This is a genomic window from Stenotrophomonas sp. 05N37 (genome assembly GCF_056397365.1).
The window spans coordinates 16,723-36,611 of the sequence record NZ_JBFTNG010000008.1 but is presented as its reverse complement, the minus strand read 5'-3'; the positions used below and the strand labels follow the sequence as shown (position 1 = coordinate 36,611).

Sequence of the window (19,889 nt, the reverse complement as noted above, 5' to 3'; positions counted from 1 at the left end):
GGCGCGCGCCCTGTCATTCGGCTCAATCTTCATCGCCATCGATCTTGTGCAGGGTGCGCTCGCGCTCGGCCTCGGCCGCGGTGGCCACGCAGGGCCCATGGATGTCGCTGGCCGTCACCAGCCACCAACGGCGACGGTTGGCGACCCCGGCCAGGGTCGCGGTATCGCGGTCCACGCAGCCAAGCAGTGCGTCTTCCTGCACCACCAGCCAGCGTCGCGTCGGTTGCGCGGCCTGCCAGGCCACGCCATCGCGCAGCTGCCGGTCCCAGCGACGGTTGAAACCGAAGGTGGTGGCAGGACGGTCGGCCATCAGCAGGTTCTGTTCCTTCCAGGCCACCAGCCCCAGTTCGCCGTCCGGGCCGATGCGCTGGCCGATCTGCTGCATGAGGCCGCGGGCGGAACTGGAATCATTGAACAACGGGTAGCCGACCAGGCCGTAGGCCACCCAGGCCATCGCCAGCGTGGCTGCGACCGCCAGGTGGAAGCGCCGCGCGCCGGCCGCGCACAGGCTGAACACCGCCCAGCAGCCCAGCGCCACGCCCACCCAGCCCAGCGCCGAGGTCAGCCTGGTATTGATGCCGCGCTCGATGATCAGCCGGCTTTCAAACCCGGGCTGGCCGGTCAGCATGGCGATGCCCGCGCCGAGCAGGCCCAAGGCCAGCAGGCCGACGAAGCCGGCCAGCACCCACTGCACATCGCGCCGGCGCAGCAGCCCCGGCAGCAGCGGCGCCAACGCCAGGCAGAACATCGGCAGCGACGGCAGGATGTAGACATCGCGCTTGCCGTGCGGAATCGAGAAGAACAGCACGATCAGCAGCCACCAGCCGAGCAGCAGCAGGTAGCGCGGATCGCGCCGGCGCAGACGCCGCCACCAGGCCGGGATGGCCCACGGCAGGGCCAGGATCGCCGGCACCCACATCGACGGCATGGTGCCGAGGAAATACCACCACGGCTGGTGGTGGTCCCAGGACTGCGCGTAGCGCTTGGCGGTCTGGCGGAACAGGATGTCGTCCATGTAGGCGCGGTACTCGACCGAGCCGCTGGCGGTGGCGGCCAGCACCATCGGCAGCAGCCACAACAGCACCGCCAGCACGAAGGCCAGCGGCCCCAGCCAGAATCGCCAGTCGCGCACGTGCAGGCGCACCCGCGGCCAGCCGAGTATCGAGGCCACCGCCGCCGGCAGGATCATCAGCAGCGCGAGCACGCCCACGCCCTTGGTGATCACCCCCAGGCCGGCGGCGAACCAGCCCAGCCACCACCAGCGCCACGCCGGCCCGCACAGCAGGTGGCGCAGCAGGCCGTAGTTGGCCAGGGTGATGAAGAACACCACCAGCGGGTCGATCTGGGCCTTCTTCGCCTGGAAGGTGAAGTGCACCGCAAACAGCAGCGCCCAGGCCGCATACAGCCCGACCTGGCGCGTCCACAGCCGCCGGCCCAGGTCGTAGACGCAGGCCAGCGTGCCCAGCGCGGCCAGCAGCGACGGCAGCAGGAAGGCCACCCGCCAGTTGCCGAACACGCTGTAAAAGGCCGCCTGCGCCCACATCAGCATCGGCGGCTTGTCCGAGTACAGCTCGGTGCCGCGATGCGGGAACAGCCAGTCGCCGCCGAGCACCATCTGCTTGGCCACGAGGGCGAAGCGGGGCTCGTCGGACGGCCAGGGATCGCGCATGCCCAGCCCGGCGCCGAGGACCAGCAAGGCCATCAACGCAAGCAACCAGAACTCTCGGGACGCGCGGGAATTGAGCATGGGACGCATGGAGGGCAGCAGTGGATCAGCCCTTTTTTAGCAGACGCGCGTAGAAGAAACCGTCAGCACCTTCTTCACCCGGCAGGCGCTGGCGCCCGGCCCAGGAGTCGTGGCCGAAGCGTTCATCCAATGGCAGGAAGCCTGCGCGGGGGGTGCGCTGGAGGAAGTCTTCGACCTGGAACTGGTTCTCTTCGCGCAGGATCGAGCATGTCGCATACAGCAGGGTGCCGCCGGGGGCGAGCATCCGGAAGCAGGCATCCAGCAGACGCCCCTGCAGGGCCACCAGCGCCTCGATGTCGGCCGGGCGGCGGTGCAACAGCACGTCCGGCTGGCGGCGGATGATGCCGGTGGCCGAACAGGGTGCATCGAGCAGGATGGCGTCGAACGGCTGCCCGTCCCACCAGCTGTCCGGGTCGGTGGCATCGGCGGCCAGCACCCGCGCCTGCGCGCCCACGCCGGTCCGCGCGAAGGTCTCGCTGATCCGCTTCAGCCGGCGCGGATCGATGTCCAGCGCCAGCAACTGCAGGGTCGGGTCGCGCTCCAGCAGGTGCGCGGACTTGCCGCCCGGGGCGGCACAGGCATCCAGCACCCGCGCGCCGGGGCGCGGCGCCAGGGCGTCGGCCACCAGCTGGGCCGACAGGTCCTGCACCGACAATGCGCCGGCGGCGAAACCGGGCAGCGCCGACACCGCCACCGGCACCGGCAGGCGGACCGCGTCGCTGCCCAGCGTCGAGCCCTCGGCAGCCATGCCGCCGTCGGCCAGCTGCGCCAACACCGCCTCGCGGCTGCCGTGCTGGCGGTTGACCCGCAACCACAGCGGCGCGGCCACCAGGCTGGCACTGAACACCGCGTCGGCCTGCTCGGGCCAGTCCTGTTCGATCTTGTCGGCCATCCAATCCGGGAAGGCCTCGCGCGCCGGGCGCTGCGGGATGCCTTCGCGCTGGGCGCGGCGCAACAGCGCGTTGACCATGCCGGCCTGGCGGTCGCGGCCCATCGCCCGTGCCGCATCGACCGTGGCCGAGAGCGCCGCGTGCGCCGGCAGTTCCAGTGCGTCGAGCTGGGCGAAACCAACCAGCAGCAGCGCGCGCAACTCATCCTCGCGCACGCTCAGCGGACGCTGCATCCACTGCGCCAGGGCGGCGTCATAGGCGCCGCGCCGGCGCAGCACCGCAAAGCACAACGCCTCCAGCAGCGCGCGGTCGCGGCTGTCGTCCAACTCGGGCAATGCCTTGGCCAGCTCGGCCTTGAGCGAGCGGCCACGGCCGATCACCTGGGCCAGCACCTTGGCGGCCAGCACGCGGGTGGGCACGCCGGGGGCCATTGCCACGCGCTGCGGGGCCTGCTTGTCCTGCTGGATACGGGTCATCTCAGGCGCCCACGCTCAGGTCGCGGCGCGCGTTGAGGTAGTCGGCCGCGGTGATCGCCTTGCCGCCTTCGCGTTGCAGCACGCGCAGGCGCAGCGCGCCCTGCCCGCAGGCGATGTCGATGCCTTCGCGCGCGGCCGCCAGCAGGGTCCCCGGGGCCTTGCCCTGGTTGTCCGGCAGCGCCACCGCCCCGTGGATGCGCACGCGTTCGCCGGCCAGCTGGGCCTCGGCGATCGGCCACGGGTTGAAGGCACGCACGGTGCGCTCCAGCGCCTGCGCATCCTGCGCCCAGTCCAGCCGCGCCTCGGCCTTGTCCAGCTTGTGCGCATAGGTCACCCCGGCCTCCGGCTGGGGCTGGGCGATCGGCTTGATCCCCGCGCGCAGCAGGCCGAGGCCATCGGAGAGCACCTGCGCGCCCAGCTCGGCGAGGCGGTCATGCAGGTGGCCGCCGGTATCGCTGGCGCCGATCGCGACGTGCTGCTTGAGCAGGACCGGGCCGGTATCCAGGCCGGCCTCCATCTGCATCAGGCAGACCCCGCTCTCGCTGTCGCCGGCCTGGATGGCACGCTGGATCGGCGCGGCGCCGCGCCAGCGCGGCAGCAGCGAGGCGTGCACGTTCCAGCAGCCGTGGGTCGGGATGGCCAGCACTGCCTTGGGCAGGATCAGGCCATAGGCCACCACCACCATCAGGTCCGGCTGCAGGTCGCGCAGCTGCTGCTGTGCCTCGGGGGTCTTGAGGTTTTCCGGCTGGAACACCGGAATGCCGCGCGCGATCGCCTCCAGCTTCACCGGCGAGGGCATCAGCCCACGCCCGCGTCCGGCCGGACGGTCCGGCTGGGTATAGACGGCCACCACTTCATGGTGGCGCGCCGCCGCGCGCAGCGAGGACACGGCGAACTCCGGCGTACCGGCAAAGACGATTTTCATGGCGACCCCACTTGCAGAAAGAAAAACGGCGCCGGTGGCCGGCGCCGAACAACCGGGTGCGGCGCGCGGTCAGCCCGCGCGGCCGTGCCCGTGGCCATCTCAGGCAACGTGCTTGCGCTGCTTGGCCAGCTTCTTGCGCACCATCTCGCGCTTGAGCGGCGAGAGGTAATCGATGAACAGCTTGCCGTCCAGGTGGTCCATCTCATGCTGGATGCACACCGCCAGCACGCCGTCGGTGGTCAGTTCCTGCGGCTGGCCCTGACGGTCCAGGAAGCGCACGGTGATCTGGTTGGCGCGGGTGACGTCGGCAAAGATGCCCGGCACCGACAGGCAGCCTTCCTGGTAGACCTGGCCGCCCTCGTTGGCGACGATCTCCGGGTTGATGAACACCTGCGGGGTGTCCTTCTCCTCGCTGACGTCGATGACCATGAAGCGCTTGTGCACGTCCACCTGGCTGGCGGCCAGGCCGATGCCGGGGGCCTCGTACATGGTGTGGAACATGTTGTCGATCAGTTCCTGGAAGGCCGGGGTGGTGACCTCGGCGGCCTCCATCAACGCAGCCTTGGTGCGCAGGCGCGGATCGGGAAACTCAAGAATAGGCAGGATAGCCATGGCAAATACCGGTAGGGGGCGCCGGTCGAAGCGGCGTACGTCGCAATTCTATCGCCAACGCTTGCCCTGCGCCCCGGTTTCTGGACTATAGTGCGCGAACCTGTTGGGGAATCAGGCACCACACCTATGTTTGAACGTACTCGTACGGTCGTCGCCGTGGCGATGTTGACCGTCGCCACCTATGCTACCGCCGTTGAAGTGAATGGCGGGCACCCGGATACCTACGTCGTCCGCAAGGGCGATACCTTGTGGGACATTTCCGCGCGCTTCCTTAAAAAGCCGTGGTTGTGGCCGGAGATCTGGCAAGCCAATCCGCAGGTCAAGAACCCGCATCTCATCTACCCCGGCGACGTACTGAGCCTGGCCTACCTGGACCGCGTCGTGGCCCAGCCCGGCCCGCGCCAGGAAGCGCCGATCAACGGCATCCCGCTGGACCAGGTCGAGCCGTTCCTGAAGCAGCTCAGCGTGGTCGACGAGATCAAGTCCCTGCCGTTCGTGGCCGGGCTGGAAGACAACCGCCTGCGCGCCACCAGTGGCCAGGTCGCCTATGTCCGCGGCCTGGACGGTGCCGAAGTGGGCCAGCGCTGGGCGGTGGTCCGGCCGAGCGTCCAGTACGCACTGCCCAAGCCGACCGAGGACCTCACCTACCGCGGTGACGTCACCCCGGGCAGCGGCAACCTCTGGAAGAACTACATCGTTCCCAGCAAGCGCAACCAGACGCTCGGCTACGAGCTGGTCCAGGTCAACGTGGGCACGGTCACCAAGGTCGCCGCTGGCGACGTGGATGTGACCACCATTGCCCTGCAGACCCAGGTCGGCGGGCGCGAAGTGCGCAAGGGCGACCGCCTGGTTCCGGTCGAGGCCAACCCCTACGACCTGCAGTTCTTCCCGCACGTCCCGGCCGCCCAGACCGAAGGCCTGGACATCCGCGTGCTGGCGGTGACGGACATGCTCCTGGCCGGTGGCCCGCGCGATGTGATCGCCATTTCGGCCGGCAGCGCCAATGGCATCGACAACGGCACCGTGGTGTCGCTGTGGCGCCAGGGGCGCCACGTGGCCAACACCATGAAGTACGGCAACTCGTCGCGGATGGACGATTCGCTGACCGACGGCGCCGGCCGCATCACCCTGCCCGACGAGTACGCCGCCCACGCGATGGTGTTCCGCACCTTCGACAAGGTCAGCTACGCGCTGGTCATGCAGGGGCTCAAGCCGGTCCAGGTGGGTTACGCGGCCAAGCATCCGGACGCGCAGTAACGCGGCATTGCCCTACGCAACACTCCGACGGCGCCCCAGGGCGCCGTCGCTGTATCCGGCCTAGCCTGAGCGGATGTGCCCTTTCTTTACCGATGACTCCGAGGCGCTGCTGCGCCTGGTCCTGGCCGGCGGAAGCGTGCCGCCGCGACGGCGGCTGATCGAGCGCCACGGCGATGCCCTGCAGGCGCTACGCGCCGGCCCGGCCGCCTGGCGTGGCGCCGGCTGCGGCCCGGCCCAATGCGCCCGGCTGGCCCAGCCCGACCCCGCCTGGCTGGCCTGTGCAACGGCCTGGCTGGCCCAGCCCGATCACCACCTGGTCGGCATCGACGACCCGGACTACCCGATCCTGCTGCGGCACCAGCCCGAGGCGCCGCCAGCCCTGTTCGTGCAGGGCGACCCGGACGCGCTCTGGCACCCCGGGGTGGCCGTGGTCGGCAGCCGTACCCCGACGCCGAGCGGGGCCGAACTGGCCGCCGAGTTCGCCGGGGCGTTGGCGCGCAGCGGGCTGTCGGTGGTCAGCGGGCTGGCGGCCGGCGTCGACGCGCGGGCCCACGACGCCGCATTGAAGGTGGCCGGGGGCCGCACCGTGGCGGTGGTGGCCACCGGCCTGGATCGGACCTACCCGCCTGCCAACGCCGGTCTGCACGCCCGGATCGCCGCACGCGCGGCCGTGGTGAGCGAGTACCCGCCCGGCATGGGCCCGGCGGCGCACCAGTTCCCGGCCCGCAACCGAATCATCGCCGGGCTGTCGCTGGGCACCCTGGTGATCGAAGCGGCGGCGCGCTCCGGCGCCTTGATCACCGCCCGCCTGGCCAGCGAGGCCGGGCGCGAGGTGTTTGCCGTGCCTGGCTCGGTGCGCAACGCCCGCGCCCGCGGCTGCCACCGCCTGATCCGCGACGGGGCCCAACTGGTCGAGCATCCCGACGAGGTGATCGCGGGGCTGACTGCCCTGGCCGGCAGCCTGGGCCAGGCCTTGCGAAGCCGGCTGGGCGCCCCCACTGAACAGGCACGACCGGCGCCGCCAAGCGCCCCTGCCCATGCCGACCCGAACTACCAGCGCTTGTGGCAGGCACTGGATGACAACCCAACCAGTATGGATTCATTGATCCAGCGCAGCGGATTGACGACGGCTCAGCTGTCGGCCATGCTGCTGGTCATGGAACTGGATGGAAAGGTGGTTGCCGCATATGGGCGCTACTGTCGAAAACCCTAGTTTCTTCACCTCCACAGCGTCGTTGACGCAGGCCGAGGGGCAATGAAAGAGAGCATTCTGGATGTCCTGCTGTACCTGTTTGAACATTACTTCAGCGAGGATCCGGACCTCGTCCGTGACCGCGACACCCTCCAGAACAGCCTGATACAGGCCGGCTTCAGCCCCACCGAAATCAAGAAAGCGTTCGACTGGCTCGATGCCCTGGCCGACCAGCGCCCCGCCGTGACCCTGGCCCGGGTCGATGGCCCGGTGCGCATCTACCATGGCCCGGAACTGGACAAGCTCGACGTCGAAGGACGGGGCTTCCTGATGTTCCTGGAACAGCACGGCATCCTCGACGCCAACCAGCGCGAGCTGGTGCTGGACCGCGCCATGGCCCTGGACCAGGACGAACTGGACCTGGACGACCTCAAGTGGGTCGTGCTGATGGTGCTGTTCAACCAGCCGGGTTCCGAGGCGGCGTACGCCTGGATGGAAACCCAGATGTTCGTTGACGAACCGGAACCGCTCCACTGACCGTACACTGGGCGCCTTGCGCATTCAGGAGCGTGCCGTGGGCCAGTGGTTCTATGCAGAAGGAAATCGCCAGCAGCGTGGGCCGCTGGCGTCTGACGAGCTGATCGCGCTGTATCAGTCCAGCCGTATCGCCGCCGATACGCTGGTCTGGCGCGACGGCATGGCGCAGTGGCTGCCGCTGCGCGACGTCGCCGAGGAAATCGGCCTGGTGCTGGCACCGCCGCCGGCAGCCAGCACGCCCGCCCCCCCACTCGATGCCACGCCCGGCCCTGCCCCGGCGCCCCGGGTTGCGGTGCCGCCGCAGATTCCCGTGCCACCGACGACGCCCGCCACCGGCACCGCGGTCGCCCCGCGCACCGGCATGTCCGGCTGCGCGATCGCGGCCCTGATCGGCGGCGCCTGCCTGGTGGTCGGGATCGCGGTGGTGGCCATCCTGGCCGCGATCGCGCTGCCCGCCTACCAGGAGTACGTGATGCGGACCAAGACCACGCTGGCCCTGGCCGAACTGGGCGCGGTCAAGGCGCAGGTCAGCCAGTTCGCCAGCGCCAACGGCCGCTGCCCGGTCAACGACGACGACGGCTTCCAGGCCGCCGACGGCTACGCCAGCAGCATGCTGGCGGCGGTGCATATCGGACGTTTCGACAACGGCCATTGCGGCATCGAGGCCGAGCTGGAGGCCAGCAGCCACGCTGCGCTGGACGGCAAGCTGGTGTGGCTGGATTACGACCCGGAGCAGCAGCAATGGGAATGCACGTCGGAAGTCGATGACAAGTACCTGCCGCTGGAATGCCGCGGCTGAAATCGGACGGATGTCCACGGATGAACACACATGGGGATCGAAGCAATGACTGAGTGGTATTACGCCGATGGCCAGGATCGCCAGGGCCCGTTGAGCGCCGACGAACTGCGCCTGCGTTTCCAGCGCGCACAGATCACGCTGGCAACGCTGGTCTGGCGGGAGGGCTTCCCGCAGTGGAAGCCGCTGTCCGAGGCAGTCGATGAGCTGCAGCTGCAGAACCTGGCCAGCGCCGCCGACAACGTCGGCACCGGCATCGACCTGCGCGGGGATTACACCGCCATCGACAACGGCACCGCGCCATTGCCCGGCACCGGCGGCGGCACGTTCTCGCCGTATACCGCGCCCACCTCGGGCGGCAGCCATGCCGAGGCCATGGTGGTCGGCGGTGGCGAGGTGGTGTATGCCGGTTTCTGGAAGCGCTTTGCCGCGGCCATGATCGATGGCCTGGTGATGTCCAGCGTGCTGGTGCTGGTGTTCCTGGTGGGCATGCTGCTGTTCGGCGGCATGGCCAGCTTCATGGGGGGCCTCAATTCGCCGGAAACCTCCCCCGGCATGGCGATCTTCATCGTGCTGGGCGTGTACGTGCTGCCGATGATCATCCAGGCCCTCTACTTCACCCTGATGCACGCCTCCACGCGCCAGGCCTCGCTGGGCAAGCTGGCGGTGGGCATCAAGGTGGTGCGCGGCGACGGCCAGCGCCTGACCAAGGCGCGCAGCCTCGGCCGATGGGCGGCGCTGTTCTTCTCCTACCTGATCAGCTGCGGTATCGCCTACCTGGCCTCGGGCATCATGGCCGGCGTGACCCAGCGCAAGCAGGGCCTGCACGACATGGTGGCCGACACGCTGGTGGTGGACAAATGGGCCTTCACCGACCAGCCCGAGCGGCAGCGCCGCGAGCTGGGCACGGTCACCCTGGTGGTCATCGCGCTGACGGTGCTGGCCGTGCTGGCCTATGCCGGCCTGATCGTGATGACCATTGTGATGGCCGCCGCACAATCGTAAGGAAACCCGGGCAGATCGCCGTACGGCGGCGATCTTCCTCACACCGGGCCGCTTGACACGGATGGCTCGGACGTGATTCCTCTAATAAGCACTAAAGCTGAACGCCCGGCGCATACCCGGGCGTTCAGCGTATGGATATCGCCCGCTGCCCTTCACTAATGCGGCCATTTGCTCCACCCTAGCGCCCTCTCCCGGGCTGCTGCCCACAGAAATAATCAGACATGCCCAAGCACCTGCTCATCGTCGAATCGCCCGCCAAGGCCAAGACGATCAACAAATACCTCGGCAAGGACTTCACCGTCCTGGCCTCGTATGGGCATGTGCGCGACCTGGTGCCGAAGGAAGGCGCGGTCGACCCGGACAACAACTTCGCGATGCGCTACGACCTCATCGAGAAGAACGAAAAGCACGTCGATGCCATCGTCAAGGCCGCCAAGAGCGCCGACGACATCTTCCTGGCAACCGATCCGGATCGCGAGGGTGAAGCGATCAGCTGGCACATCGCCGAAATCCTGAAGGAACGCGGGCTGGTCAAGGACAAGCCGATGCAGCGCGTGGTCTTCACCGAGATCACCCCGCGCGCCATCAAGGAAGCGATGGGCCATCCGCGTGAGATCGCCGGCGACCTGGTCGATGCCCAGCAGGCGCGCCGCGCGCTGGACTACCTGGTCGGCTTCAACCTGTCCCCGGTGCTGTGGCGCAAGGTCCAGCGCGGCCTGTCCGCCGGCCGCGTGCAGAGCCCGGCGCTGCGCATGATCGTCGAGCGCGAGGAAGAAATCGAAGCCTTCATCGCGCGCGAGTACTGGAGCATCGATGCCGCCTGTGCGCATCCGTCCCAGCACTTCAACGCGCGCCTGGTCAAGCTGGACGGGCAGAAGTTCGAACAGTTCACCGTGACAGACGGCGACACCGCCGAGGCGGCGCGCATGCGCATCCAGCAGGCCGCCCAGGGCGCCCTGCACGTCACCGACGTGGCCAGCAAGGAGCGCAAGCGCCGCCCGGCCCCGCCGTTCACCACCTCCACGCTGCAGCAGGAAGCCTCGCGCAAGCTCGGTTTCACCACGCGCAAGACCATGCAGGTCGCGCAGAAGCTGTACGAAGGCGTGGCGATCGGCGAGGAAGAAGGCACCGTCGGCCTGATCTCGTACATGCGTACCGACTCGGTCAACCTGTCCCAGGATGCGCTGGCCGAGATCCGCGACGTGATCGCCCGTGATTACGGCATCGCCTCGCTGCCGGACCAGCCCAACACCTACCAGACCAAGTCCAAGAACGCCCAGGAAGCGCACGAAGCGGTGCGCCCGACCTCGGCCCTGCGCACGCCGGCCCAGGTCGCCCGCTTCCTCACCGACGACGAGCGCAAGCTGTACGAGCTGATCTGGAAGCGTGCGGTGGCCTGCCAGATGATCCCGGCCACGCTCAACACCGTCAGCGTCGATCTGTCGGCGGGCAGCGAGCACGTGTTCCGCGCCAGCGGCACCACCGTGGTGGTGCCCGGCTTCCTGGCCGTGTACGAAGAGGGCAAGGACAACAAGAGCGCCGAGGACGACGACGAAGGCCGCAAGCTGCCGGCGATGAAGCCGGGCGACCGCGTGCCGCTCGAGCGCATCGTGGCCGACCAGCACTTCACCCAGCCGCCGCCGCGCTTCACCGAAGCGGCCCTGGTCAAGGCGCTGGAAGAATATGGCATCGGCCGTCCGTCGACCTACGCCTCGATCATCCAGACCCTGCTGTTCCGCAAGTACGTGGAAATGGAAGGCCGTAGCTTCCGCCCGTCCGACGTCGGCCGCGCGGTGTCCAAGTTCCTGTCCAGCCACTTCACCCAGTACGTGGACTACGACTTCACCGCCAAGCTCGAAGACGAACTCGATGCCGTCTCGCGTGGCGAGGAAGACTGGATCCCGTTGATGGCCCGCTTCTGGGACCCGTTCAACAAGCTGGTGGTGGAAAAGAACGAATCGGTCGACCGCGCCGAGGCCAGTGGCGCGCGCGAGCTCGGCACCGACCCCAAGACCGGCAAGCCGGTCAGCGTGCGCCTGGGTCGCTTCGGGCCGTATGCAGCCATCGGCAGCACCGCCGAGGACGCCGAGGACAAGCCCAAGTTCGCCTCGCTGCGTCCGGGCCAGTCGATGCACACCATTGCCCTGGAAGACGCGCTGGAGCTGTTCCTCATGCCGCGCGCGCTGGGCCAGGACAAGGACGAGGACGTCAGCGTCGGCATCGGCCGCTTCGGTCCCTTCGCCAAGCGCGGCAGCACCTATGCCTCGCTGAAGAAGGAAGACGACCCCTACACCATCGACCTGGCCCGGGCGGTCTTCCTGATCGAAGAGAAGGAAGAGATCGCGCGCAACCGGATCATCAAGGAATTCGAGGGCAGCGAGATCCAGGTGCTGAACGGTCGCTTCGGCCCGTACATCAGCGACGGCAAGATGAACGGCAAGATCCCCAAGGATCGCGAGCCGGCGTCGCTGACCCTGGCCGAGGTGCAGCAGCTGATGGAAGAAACCGGCAAGCCGGTGCGCAAGGGCTTCGGCAAGAAGGCCGCCAAGAAGGTCGTGGCCAAGAAGGCGCCGGCCAAGAAGGCGGCGGGCGAAGCGACCAAGAAGACCGCCACCAAGAAGGCCGCGGTGAAGAAGGTCGCCAAGAAAGCCACGGCGAAGAAAGCCACCAAGAAAGTAGCCAAGAAGGCCGTCAAGAAGGCGGTCAAGAAAGCGTCCTGACCGCCGCGGGCGGCCACGCCCCAAGGCGGTCGGCGCGTGCGGCCAGGGTTGACCCCTCCGGCTACGGCGGGAGGATAATGCCGCCCATGCATCCGGCCTGCCTGTCATGAACGAACTCACTGTGGACACCGCCCCGCCCGTGCTGCGTGCTGGCGGGGTGATCGCCTATCCCACCGAAGCGGTCTGGGGCCTGGGCTGCGATCCCAGCCACGAGGCCGCGGTGATGACGCTGCTGCAGATCAAGCAGCGCCCGGTCGAGAAGGGCATGATCCTGGTGGCCGCCGACCTCGCCCAACTGGAGGGCTGGGTGCGGATGGACGCCCTGCCCGCCGAGTGCCGGGACACGGTGCTGGCCAGCTGGCCCGGCGCCAACACCTGGGTCCTGCCGGCCGGCAACCGCGCCCCGCGCTGGATCACCGGCGACCACAGCGGCATCGCGGTGCGGGTCAGCGCGCACCCGCTGGTGGCTGCCCTGTGCCGGGCCTGGGGCGGCCCGCTGGTGTCCACCAGCGCCAACCTGGCCGGTCATCCGCCCGCCCGCACCCGTGCGGCGCTGGACCCGGCGCTGCTGCCCTTGCTGGCTGGCCTGATCGACGGCGACACGGGCGGACTGGCCCAGCCGACCCCGATCCGCGATGCCCTCAGCGGCCAGGTCCTGCGCACCTGAACCGGGCTTTTGCGCCGCTGCCGGCAAAGCGGCACACTGTGGCCATGCGCCTTCCGACCGCCCTGAGCCTGTCCGTGCTGCTTGCCGTCAGCCTGCCGCTCGCCGCGCAGGACGCTGGCGGCACCGGCAACAACCTGCGCGTGTATCGCTGCGTCGGCAGCAATGGCGCGGTGTCGCTGCAGGATGCCCCGTGTCGCGATGGACGCCAGGAAGTGCGCGACATGCAGCGCCCGCGCGATCCCGCGCCGCGCGTGGTGCGCAGCGACGTCGACCCCACCGCCACGCCGAATGCACCGCCACAGCGCGAGGTACGCCACGTCTACGTGCAGCCGCCGCAACCGCTGTTCGAGTGCGTGCGCGATGACGGCACCCGCTACACCAGCGACAACGGCGACGGCAATCCGCGCTGGGTGCCGGTCTGGACCAGCGTTTACCTGCCCTACGGCCGCGGGCATCGCCCGCCAGGGGGCGGGGGCGGGCACTACCCCACCCCGCAGCCGCTGCCGCCGATCGCGCCGATGGGCGCCGGTTCGATCACCTCCAGCGGCGGCGGGCTTGCCGTCTCCGGCGGTGGCCGGCGTGGTGGTGCCAGCGTCAGTATCGGCAGCAGCAGCACGCAGTGGGAAGGCAGTCGCCAGGCCTACCCGGGCACCTACACCGACACGGTGGTGCCGGCCGGCAACGTGATGGTGCGCGACCAGTGCAGCGTGCTGCCGCAGCAGGAGGTGTGCGCGCGCCTGCAGGACCGTCGCTGGGAGCTGGTGCGCCAGTACAACAGCGCCCTGCAGGGCGAACGCGATGCGCTCAACCGCGAACAACGCAGCGTCGATGCACGGTTGCAGCGTGATTGCCGCTAGCGGCAGCACCGACCGGCGCGTGCTTCAATGCGCCCTCGCCTGATTCTTGTCGAACCGCCTTGATGCCGCCCGCCTGCCTCCCCTCCTCACCGCCGCAGCCCTTGCGCCGCATGCTGCTTGTCGCGGCGCTGGCCGTCGCCGCATGGCCGGCCGGGCTGCCCCACGCCGCGCACGCTGGCGAGGTGGTGCTGTTCCGCTGCACCGACGCCGATGGCGCACTGACCGTCCAGAACGCGCCCTGCCCGGCCGGCAGCACGCAGCGCATCCAGCGTTTCGCCACGCCCGCTGCCGGGTCGCCGGCGCCCTCCGTGGCGGCGTCCACGAGCGGTACGCCGTCCGCGCAGGCACTGCCGCCGGCAACGGCACCTGCAGCGCCACCTGCTGCCGCACCTGCTGCGTCTCCCGCTGCCGGCGTGGCACCCGCCAGCAGCGCGATGTTGCAGCGCGCCCCGCTGCCGGTGCTGCAGGGCGGCGTGCAGACCTCGGTGGAGGCCGAAGGCACCGAGATCCTCGACAGCGACGTGCTACGCCGGGAGGCGCGCGAAAAGGCCGCGGCCGCGGTCGACCCCGACGTAGCCAAGGCGCCGCTGCCGGAGATCTACCGCTGCCTGGGCAGCGATGGCAACGGCTACCTGCACGAGCGCGAACCGGCGCCGCCGCACTGCGTGCTGATGACCGTTACCGGGCTGGGCGGCACGACGCCGGTCAACGCCGCCGGCTGCGAAGTGATCCGCGATGCCTGCGTGGCCGTCCCCAGCGAGCAGCGCTGCAACGCCTGGCAGCAGCGGTTCCGCGATGCCCGTGGCAGCGAACGCTTTGCCACGCCGGAAAACCAGGCCGGCGCCAGCGCCGAGCGCGAACGGTTGCAGGCGGTGCTGGCGGGCAGCGATTGCCCCATTCCCGACTGAGGCGCGGTCAGAAGCCGTACCGCAGGAAGCCACCGTCCACGGCGATGCATTCGCCGGTGACGTAGCTGGCGGCCGGCAGGCACAGGAAGCCCACGGCGGCGGCCACTTCCTCCGGCTCGCCGATGCGGCGCATCGGGGTGCGATCGATCACTTCTTCGTAGTAGTCCGGGTCGGACAGCGGGCCGGACGTGCGGCGGGTACGGATGTACCACGGCGCCACGGCGTTGACGCGGATGCCGTCCTCGGCCCATTCCACCGCCAGGTTGCGGGTCATCTGGTGCATGGCCGCCTTGGTCATGCCATACACCGCGCCGCTGCGCACGTGGGTGAGCCCGGACACGCTGCCGACATTGACGATCGCCGATGCCGCGTGGCGGGCCAGCAGCGGGTGGGCGTAGCGTGACAGTTCGAAGGCCGAGAACAGGTTGGTCTCGAAGATGCCGCGCCACTCGTCCTCGGTGTACTCGGTGGCCGGCTTGGTGATGTTGCCCCCGGCGTTGTTGATCAGCAGGTGCAGGCCATCGCTGTGGTCTTCGACCCAGTCCAGGATCTCGCGACGGTCTTCGTCGTCGGAGACATCGGCGGCCAAGCCGTGGATCTCGCGGTCGGGGAAGGCATCGAGCAGTTCATCGCGCGCCATTTCCAACGCGTCGGCATCGCGGCCGACGATCAGCACATCGGCGCCGAAGCCGAGCAGTTCCCGCGCAATGGCCAGGCCGATACCGGCACTGGCGCCGGTGATCAATGCGGTCTGTCCGTCCAGTCGCCAACGTTGCGCGCTCACATGCATCTCCTGCGTCGGGGCCGGGCCCCGCGTTGCGTGCGCGCGGCACCGTGCCGTGCGCTGTGCTCAGGATAGCGCAGCCCCTGCACGCGGTCCGCCACCCCCTGCCGTCACACACGCGCTGGCGCAGCGGTGCGACACTGCGCTCCCCGGCCCATCGCGAGGAGCCCGCCATGAACATCCGTGCCGTCCTGCCACTCACCGCGCTGCTGGCCCTGGCCGGCTGCAATCGCCCGGTGCCCCCGGCCCCGGACAAGCCACCGGAGCCGCAGGCAAGCGCGCTCCGCGATGCAATGCAGCAGCCGCTGGACAAGGCCAACGCCGCGCGCGAATCGCTCGAAAAAGCCCCCGACACCCGCGCCGCCGACGAAGCCGAAGGCAGGTAGAGCCACCCCATGGGTGGCTGCGCGCGATGCCGGATACAGGCGCGGCCACGCATGGCGTGGCTCTACGGGTCATCCCATCGCATCGGCGACAACGCACCGCATGATCCCAATGCCCATCCATCGGCAATAACGCACCGCACGATCCCAATGCCCGTCCATCGGTAATAACGCGCCGCACGATCCCAATGCCCGTCCATCGGTAATAACGCGCCGCACGATCCCAATGCCCATCTATCGGCAACAACGCGCCGCGTGATCACGTAGAGCCACCCCATGGGTGGCTGCACGCAGTGCCGGATCAAACGTAGAGCCACCCCATGGGGGCTGCGCGCGGTGCCGGATCCAGGCGCAGCCACGCATGGCGTGGCTCTACGGGTCATCCCATCGCATCGGCGCCAACGCACCGCACGATCCCAATGCCCGCCCATCGGCAATAACGCACCGCATGACCCCAATGCCGGCCCATCGGCAACAACGCGCCGCGTGATCACGTAGAGCCACCCCATGGGTGGCTGCGCGCAATGCCGGATCCAGGCGCAGCCACGCATGGCGTGGCTCTACGGGTCATCCCATCGCATCGGCGCCAACGCACCGCATGCTCCCAATGCCCGTCCATACGCGACCACGCGATTCGGCCAAAAAAAACCCGGCTTTCGCCGGGCTTTTTCATGCCGATCCGCTGCCCTCCCGCGTCAGAAACCGCAGAAGCAATACGCCAGCGCCTTCACCGGGCTGCTGCCGCGCGGGTCGCGGGCGGCGTCTTCGACGAAGCGCAGCTGGGTGTCCAGCTCCGGCATCGAACGCGCCAGCATCAGCCGGGCCATGCCCGACTCACCCAGCATCCATGCACCGGCGTGGCTGCCGGCGAAGCCGCTCATGAACTGCGCGAACGGCGTGGCGCCCTTCTCGATGTAGCGCACGCGGACCTTGTCCACGTCGCCCAGCTTGGCACGCTTGGCGGCGTCGGCGACGGCCACCTTGAGCCCACCGAACTCGTCGACCAGGCCACGTTCCTTGGCCTGCGCACCGCTCCACACGCGGCCGCGGGCGACTTCATCGACCGCCTCGACCGGCTTGTTGCGCGCATCGGCGACCTTGCCGGTGAAATCGGCGTAGCCCTTGTTGATCACCGACTGGATGACCTGGCCCACGGCCGGGTCCATCGGGCGGGTGATGTCGAACGCACCGGCGAAGCGGGTGGTGCCCACGCCGTCGGTGTGCACGCCGATCTTGTCCAGCGAGCGCGCCACGTTCGGGATCATGCCGAAGATGCCGATCGAACCGGTGATGGTCGACGGGTCGGCGTAGATGCGATCGGCGTTCATGCTGATCCAGTAACCACCGGACGCAGCCAGGTCGCCCATCGACACCACCACCGGCTTGCCCGCGGCCTTCAGCGCGACCATTTCGCGACGGATCTGCTCGGAGGCGAACACTTCACCGCCGGGCGAATCCACGCGCAGCACCACCGCCTTCACGTCCTTGTCGTCGCGCGCTTCGCGCAGCAGGGCCGAGGTGGACACGCCGCCGACGCGACCGGCCGGCAGGTCGCCACCGGCGATTTCACCGGCGGCCACGATCACCGCCACCTGCGGACGCGAGTCCACCGGCGAACGACGGGTATCGAGCACGGACAGGTACGCATCGAGATTGAGGCTGCGGAAGCCGCCATCGGCGTCCTCGTCGGCCACGCCGCGATCGGCCAGCAGGTCCTCGACTTCCTCGCGGGTCTTCAGGCCGTCCACCAGCTTCTGCTGCAGGGCGAACTTGGCCAGGTCGCCACCGGCGGCGGCGATCCCTTCGGGCATGGTGTCGATGCCGGCGGCCAGCTGCGCGGCGTCGAGCTTGCGCGCCTTGGCGATGTCGCCCAGGTAGCGCTGCCACACATCGTTCATCCAGAACAGGTCCGCTTCCTTGGCCTGCGCCGAGGCGGCGTCGAGCACGTACGGCTCGGCAGCGGACTTGTACTCGCCCACCTTGAACAGGTGCACGTCCACGCCCAGCTTGTCCTGCAGGCCGGCACGGAAGTACTGGCGGTAACGGCCGAGGCCTTCCAGCACCACGCCGCCCATCGGGTCCAGGTAGACCTCGTTGGCCTGCGCGGCCAGCAGGTACTGCGACTGGCTCATGTTCTCGCTGAAGGCGACCACCTGCTTGCCCGAGGCGCGCAGTTCCTGCAGCGCGGCGGCCACTTCACGCATCGAGGCAAAGCCGCTGGGCTGCAGCTTGTCCAGCTCCAGCACCACCCGCTCGATCTTCTTGTCCTCGCGCGCCGCGTCGATGGCGCGGACCAGGTCGCGCAGCTGCACTTCCTCCGAACCGTTGTCGCCCACGACCTTGGCCAGCGCACGGCTGACCGGATCGGCGCTGTACTGCTCGACCAGCCGGCCTTCGGGCGCGATCACCAGCGTGGTGCGGTCCTGCAGCGACTTGCCCGCACTGGCGCTCTTGCCCATCGCGAAGACGAACAGGATCAACACCAGCAACAGCAGGCCGAAGAACATCAGGTTGAGGATCAGCCTGCGGGTAAAGTTCATCACATCCCACAGCCCGATGAAGAAGCTGGCGACGGGGTTGCGACGCGCGGGTTGGTTCATGGGGAAAACTCCAGTTGGCTTCTTGCCGTGGTGCCAGCATAGCCGTTGCCGGCAAGGCCGGCATCGGACACAAGTAAGGGGGTCGTCAAGCGGCGGAGGGCAGTCTGATCCCGACACGGCGGCTGCTGACGCGCAGCCGCCAGGCCATCAGGATGGCCGCGGCGGTCAGGCCCAGGATCAGGCCCAGCCACATGCCCTGCGGCCCCATGCCCAGCCCCAGTCCCAGCCCGGCGCCGAGCGGCATGCCCAGGCCCCAGTACGAGAACATGGCGATGAACATCGGCACGCGGGTGTCCTTGAGGCCACGCAGCGCACCGGCCGAGAGCACCTGCACGCCGTCGGGGAACTGGAACGCGGCCGCATACAGCAGCAGGGTGGAGGCCAGTGCGGCCACGCCCATGTCGGCGGTGTAGACCCCGACGATGGCGTCGTGCCCGAACAGCAGCACCAGGGCCGACAGCGTCTGCGTGCCCAGGATGATCACCAGCCCGGCGATGGCCGCGCGGCGTACGCCCAGCCCGTTGCCGCTACCGACCGCATGGCCGACGCGCACGGTGGTGGCCTCGGCCACGCCCATCGGGATCATGAAGCACAGCTGCGCCACGTTGATCGCGATCTGGTGCGAGGCCGCCTCGGTGGCGCCAAGGCGGCCGATGAGCAGCGCGGTGACGATGAACAGCCCGCCCTCCATCAGCACGGTGATGCCGATCGGCAGGCCGGTGCGCAGCAGGTCCCAGATCGCGGCCCAGCGCGGCGCCTCGAAGTGCGAGAACAGGTGCAGGTGGGCAAAGCGCTTGGTCGTGAACAGGTACCCGGCAAAGCACAGCGCCTGGATCCACATCATCGTGGCCGAGGCGATGCCCAAGCCTTCGGCGCCCAGTTCCGGGAAGCCCAGCTTGCCGTAGCAGAGGATGTAGCCCAGCGGCGCCAGCACCAGCAGGCCGCCGAAGCCGAGCAGCATGGTCGGCAGCGTCCAGTGCATGCCCTCGCTGAGGTAGCGCATGCAGAAGTACAGGGTGAGCGCCGGGCCGCCCCAGCGCACCGCATGCAGGAACGCCGTCGCACCCGGCACGATGTCCGGCGCGATGCCGAACGCCGGCAGCAGCGGCGGCACCACCGTGAGGAAGGCGAACATGATCAGGCCCAGGCCGAGCGCCAACCACAGCGCCTGGCGGAACAGCGGGCCGATCTCGCGTTCGCGGCCGGCGCCGTGCAGCTGCGAGACCGAGGCGGTGAGCGAGATCAACGTGCCGATCGGGATCAGCATCGGCAGCCACAGCAGTGCGGTGCCGATGGTGACGGCAGCCAGCGTCTGGGTGCCGTGGTGGCCGGCGATGACGTTGTCGACGAAGGAAATCAGGCCGGTGGAGACATGGCCCAGGACCAGCGGCAAGGCAAGCAGGCCGGTGGCGCGCACTTCCTGGGAGAGGCGCGGCGTGGGGGAAGCAATGGACATGGAGATCACGGACGGCAACTACGGCAGCGCGCGGAGGGCACAGGCACCGGGTTGCGGACGCACATCTTACGCGCGCG

Annotated in this window: 17 protein-coding genes; 10 read left to right on the top strand and 7 right to left on the bottom strand. The window is 69.1% G+C overall.

Annotated elements, in window-relative coordinates; genetic code table 11:
• Positions 1–22: 22 nt before the first annotated feature.
• The 4 genes from AC1DGC_RS17625 to def form a co-directional block, all read right to left on the bottom strand.
• Positions 23–1,747: an ArnT family glycosyltransferase gene (locus AC1DGC_RS17625; protein ID WP_478048470.1), complete on the bottom strand. Its 1,725-nt coding sequence runs from the start codon at positions 1,745–1,747 to the stop codon at positions 23–25.
• Positions 1,748–1,772: 25 nt separating this feature from the next.
• Positions 1,773–3,113: a 16S rRNA (cytosine(967)-C(5))-methyltransferase RsmB gene (gene rsmB, locus AC1DGC_RS17620; protein WP_478048469.1), complete on the bottom strand. Its 1,341-nt coding sequence runs from the start codon at positions 3,111–3,113 to the stop codon at positions 1,773–1,775.
• A gap of 1 nt (position 3,114) precedes the next feature.
• Complete coding sequence (fmt, locus tag AC1DGC_RS17615) at positions 3,115–4,038, bottom strand: methionyl-tRNA formyltransferase (protein ID WP_259209814.1); 924 nt, start codon at positions 4,036–4,038, stop codon at positions 3,115–3,117.
• A 99-nt stretch (positions 4,039–4,137) separates the two neighbouring features.
• Positions 4,138–4,650 (bottom strand): peptide deformylase, encoded by a 513-nt coding sequence (gene def, locus AC1DGC_RS17610; RefSeq protein ID WP_259209815.1) that lies wholly within the window; start codon positions 4,648–4,650, stop codon positions 4,138–4,140.
• A 126-nt stretch (positions 4,651–4,776) separates the two neighbouring features.
• Here def and AC1DGC_RS17605 point away from each other — a divergent pair, with 126 nt between their 5' ends.
• From AC1DGC_RS17605 to AC1DGC_RS17565, 9 genes are all read left to right on the top strand, one after another.
• A complete protein-coding gene (locus AC1DGC_RS17605; protein ID WP_478048468.1) occupies positions 4,777–5,907 on the top strand; it encodes a LysM peptidoglycan-binding domain-containing protein in 1,131 nt (376 codons plus the stop codon).
• Positions 5,908–5,980: 73 nt separating this feature from the next.
• Positions 5,981–7,120, top strand: a complete 1,140-nt coding sequence (gene dprA, locus AC1DGC_RS17600; protein WP_478048467.1) for a DNA-processing protein DprA — start codon at positions 5,981–5,983, stop codon at positions 7,118–7,120.
• A 42-nt stretch (positions 7,121–7,162) separates the two neighbouring features.
• Positions 7,163–7,636, top strand: coding sequence for a DUF494 family protein (locus AC1DGC_RS17595; protein WP_259209824.1), 474 nt, complete (start codon positions 7,163–7,165; stop codon positions 7,634–7,636).
• Between the two features lie 37 nt (positions 7,637–7,673).
• Positions 7,674–8,435 carry a GYF domain-containing protein gene (locus tag AC1DGC_RS17590; RefSeq protein WP_478048466.1) on the top strand — a complete coding sequence of 254 codons (762 nt, stop codon included), beginning with the start codon at positions 7,674–7,676 and terminating at the stop codon, positions 8,433–8,435.
• 45 nt (positions 8,436–8,480) lie between these two features.
• Positions 8,481–9,437: an RDD family protein gene (locus AC1DGC_RS17585; RefSeq protein ID WP_259209828.1), complete on the top strand. Its 957-nt coding sequence runs from the start codon at positions 8,481–8,483 to the stop codon at positions 9,435–9,437.
• A gap of 221 nt (positions 9,438–9,658) precedes the next feature.
• On the top strand, positions 9,659–12,157 hold the full coding sequence (locus AC1DGC_RS17580; RefSeq protein WP_394164809.1) for a DNA topoisomerase I: 2,499 nt from the start codon (positions 9,659–9,661) through the stop codon (positions 12,155–12,157).
• Between the two features lie 106 nt (positions 12,158–12,263).
• A complete protein-coding gene (gene tsaC / locus AC1DGC_RS17575) occupies positions 12,264–12,824 on the top strand; it encodes an L-threonylcarbamoyladenylate synthase type 1 TsaC (protein WP_259209832.1) in 561 nt (186 codons plus the stop codon).
• Between the two features lie 44 nt (positions 12,825–12,868).
• The gene (locus AC1DGC_RS17570; RefSeq protein ID WP_394164808.1) at positions 12,869–13,681 is read left to right on the top strand and encodes a DUF4124 domain-containing protein; all 813 of its coding nucleotides are present in this window, start codon (positions 12,869–12,871) and stop codon (positions 13,679–13,681) included.
• A gap of 110 nt (positions 13,682–13,791) precedes the next feature.
• Positions 13,792–14,589 (top strand): hypothetical protein, encoded by a 798-nt coding sequence (locus AC1DGC_RS17565; protein ID WP_478048465.1) that lies wholly within the window; start codon positions 13,792–13,794, stop codon positions 14,587–14,589.
• A 7-nt stretch (positions 14,590–14,596) separates the two neighbouring features.
• Here AC1DGC_RS17565 and AC1DGC_RS17560 read toward each other — a convergent pair whose 3' ends face one another.
• The gene (locus AC1DGC_RS17560; protein WP_259209835.1) at positions 14,597–15,373 is read right to left on the bottom strand and encodes an SDR family oxidoreductase; all 777 of its coding nucleotides are present in this window, start codon (positions 15,371–15,373) and stop codon (positions 14,597–14,599) included.
• Between the two features lie 173 nt (positions 15,374–15,546).
• On the opposite strand from AC1DGC_RS17560, the gene AC1DGC_RS17555 reads away from it, so the two are divergent.
• On the top strand, positions 15,547–15,759 hold the full coding sequence (locus AC1DGC_RS17555) for a hypothetical protein (RefSeq protein WP_259209837.1): 213 nt from the start codon (positions 15,547–15,549) through the stop codon (positions 15,757–15,759).
• A 692-nt stretch (positions 15,760–16,451) separates the two neighbouring features.
• Here the strand turns inward: AC1DGC_RS17555 and sppA are convergent.
• Positions 16,452–18,356, bottom strand: coding sequence for a signal peptide peptidase SppA (gene sppA / locus AC1DGC_RS17550; protein ID WP_478048464.1), 1,905 nt, complete (start codon positions 18,354–18,356; stop codon positions 16,452–16,454).
• Between the two features lie 85 nt (positions 18,357–18,441).
• Entirely contained in the window at positions 18,442–19,812 is a 1,371-nt protein-coding gene (locus tag AC1DGC_RS17545) for an MATE family efflux transporter (protein WP_478048463.1), read from the bottom strand.
• Positions 19,813–19,889 lie beyond the last annotated feature (77 nt).

Excerpts from the sequence above, each read along its gene's own strand:
- AC1DGC_RS17625 (WP_478048470.1), bottom strand. The coding sequence starts at position 1,747 with ATGCTCAATTCCCGCGCGTCCCGAGAGTTCTGGTTGCTTGCGTTGATG.
- rsmB (WP_478048469.1), bottom strand. The coding sequence starts at position 3,113 with ATGACCCGTATCCAGCAGGACAAGCAGGCCCCGCAGCGCGTGGCAATG.
- fmt (WP_259209814.1), bottom strand. The coding sequence starts at position 4,038 with ATGAAAATCGTCTTTGCCGGTACGCCGGAGTTCGCCGTGTCCTCGCTG.
- def (WP_259209815.1), bottom strand. The coding sequence starts at position 4,650 with ATGGCTATCCTGCCTATTCTTGAGTTTCCCGATCCGCGCCTGCGCACC.
- AC1DGC_RS17605 (WP_478048468.1), top strand. The coding sequence starts at position 4,777 with ATGTTTGAACGTACTCGTACGGTCGTCGCCGTGGCGATGTTGACCGTC.
- dprA (WP_478048467.1), top strand. The coding sequence starts at position 5,981 with ATGTGCCCTTTCTTTACCGATGACTCCGAGGCGCTGCTGCGCCTGGTC.
- AC1DGC_RS17595 (WP_259209824.1), top strand. The coding sequence starts at position 7,163 with ATGAAAGAGAGCATTCTGGATGTCCTGCTGTACCTGTTTGAACATTAC.
- AC1DGC_RS17585 (WP_259209828.1), top strand. The coding sequence starts at position 8,481 with ATGACTGAGTGGTATTACGCCGATGGCCAGGATCGCCAGGGCCCGTTG.
- AC1DGC_RS17580 (WP_394164809.1), top strand. The coding sequence starts at position 9,659 with ATGCCCAAGCACCTGCTCATCGTCGAATCGCCCGCCAAGGCCAAGACG.
- tsaC (WP_259209832.1), top strand. The coding sequence starts at position 12,264 with ATGAACGAACTCACTGTGGACACCGCCCCGCCCGTGCTGCGTGCTGGC.
- AC1DGC_RS17570 (WP_394164808.1), top strand. The coding sequence starts at position 12,869 with ATGCGCCTTCCGACCGCCCTGAGCCTGTCCGTGCTGCTTGCCGTCAGC.
- AC1DGC_RS17565 (WP_478048465.1), top strand. The coding sequence starts at position 13,792 with ATGCTGCTTGTCGCGGCGCTGGCCGTCGCCGCATGGCCGGCCGGGCTG.
- AC1DGC_RS17555 (WP_259209837.1), top strand. The coding sequence starts at position 15,547 with ATGAACATCCGTGCCGTCCTGCCACTCACCGCGCTGCTGGCCCTGGCC.
- sppA (WP_478048464.1), bottom strand. The coding sequence starts at position 18,356 with ATGAACCAACCCGCGCGTCGCAACCCCGTCGCCAGCTTCTTCATCGGG.
- AC1DGC_RS17545 (WP_478048463.1), bottom strand. The coding sequence starts at position 19,812 with ATGTCCATTGCTTCCCCCACGCCGCGCCTCTCCCAGGAAGTGCGCGCC.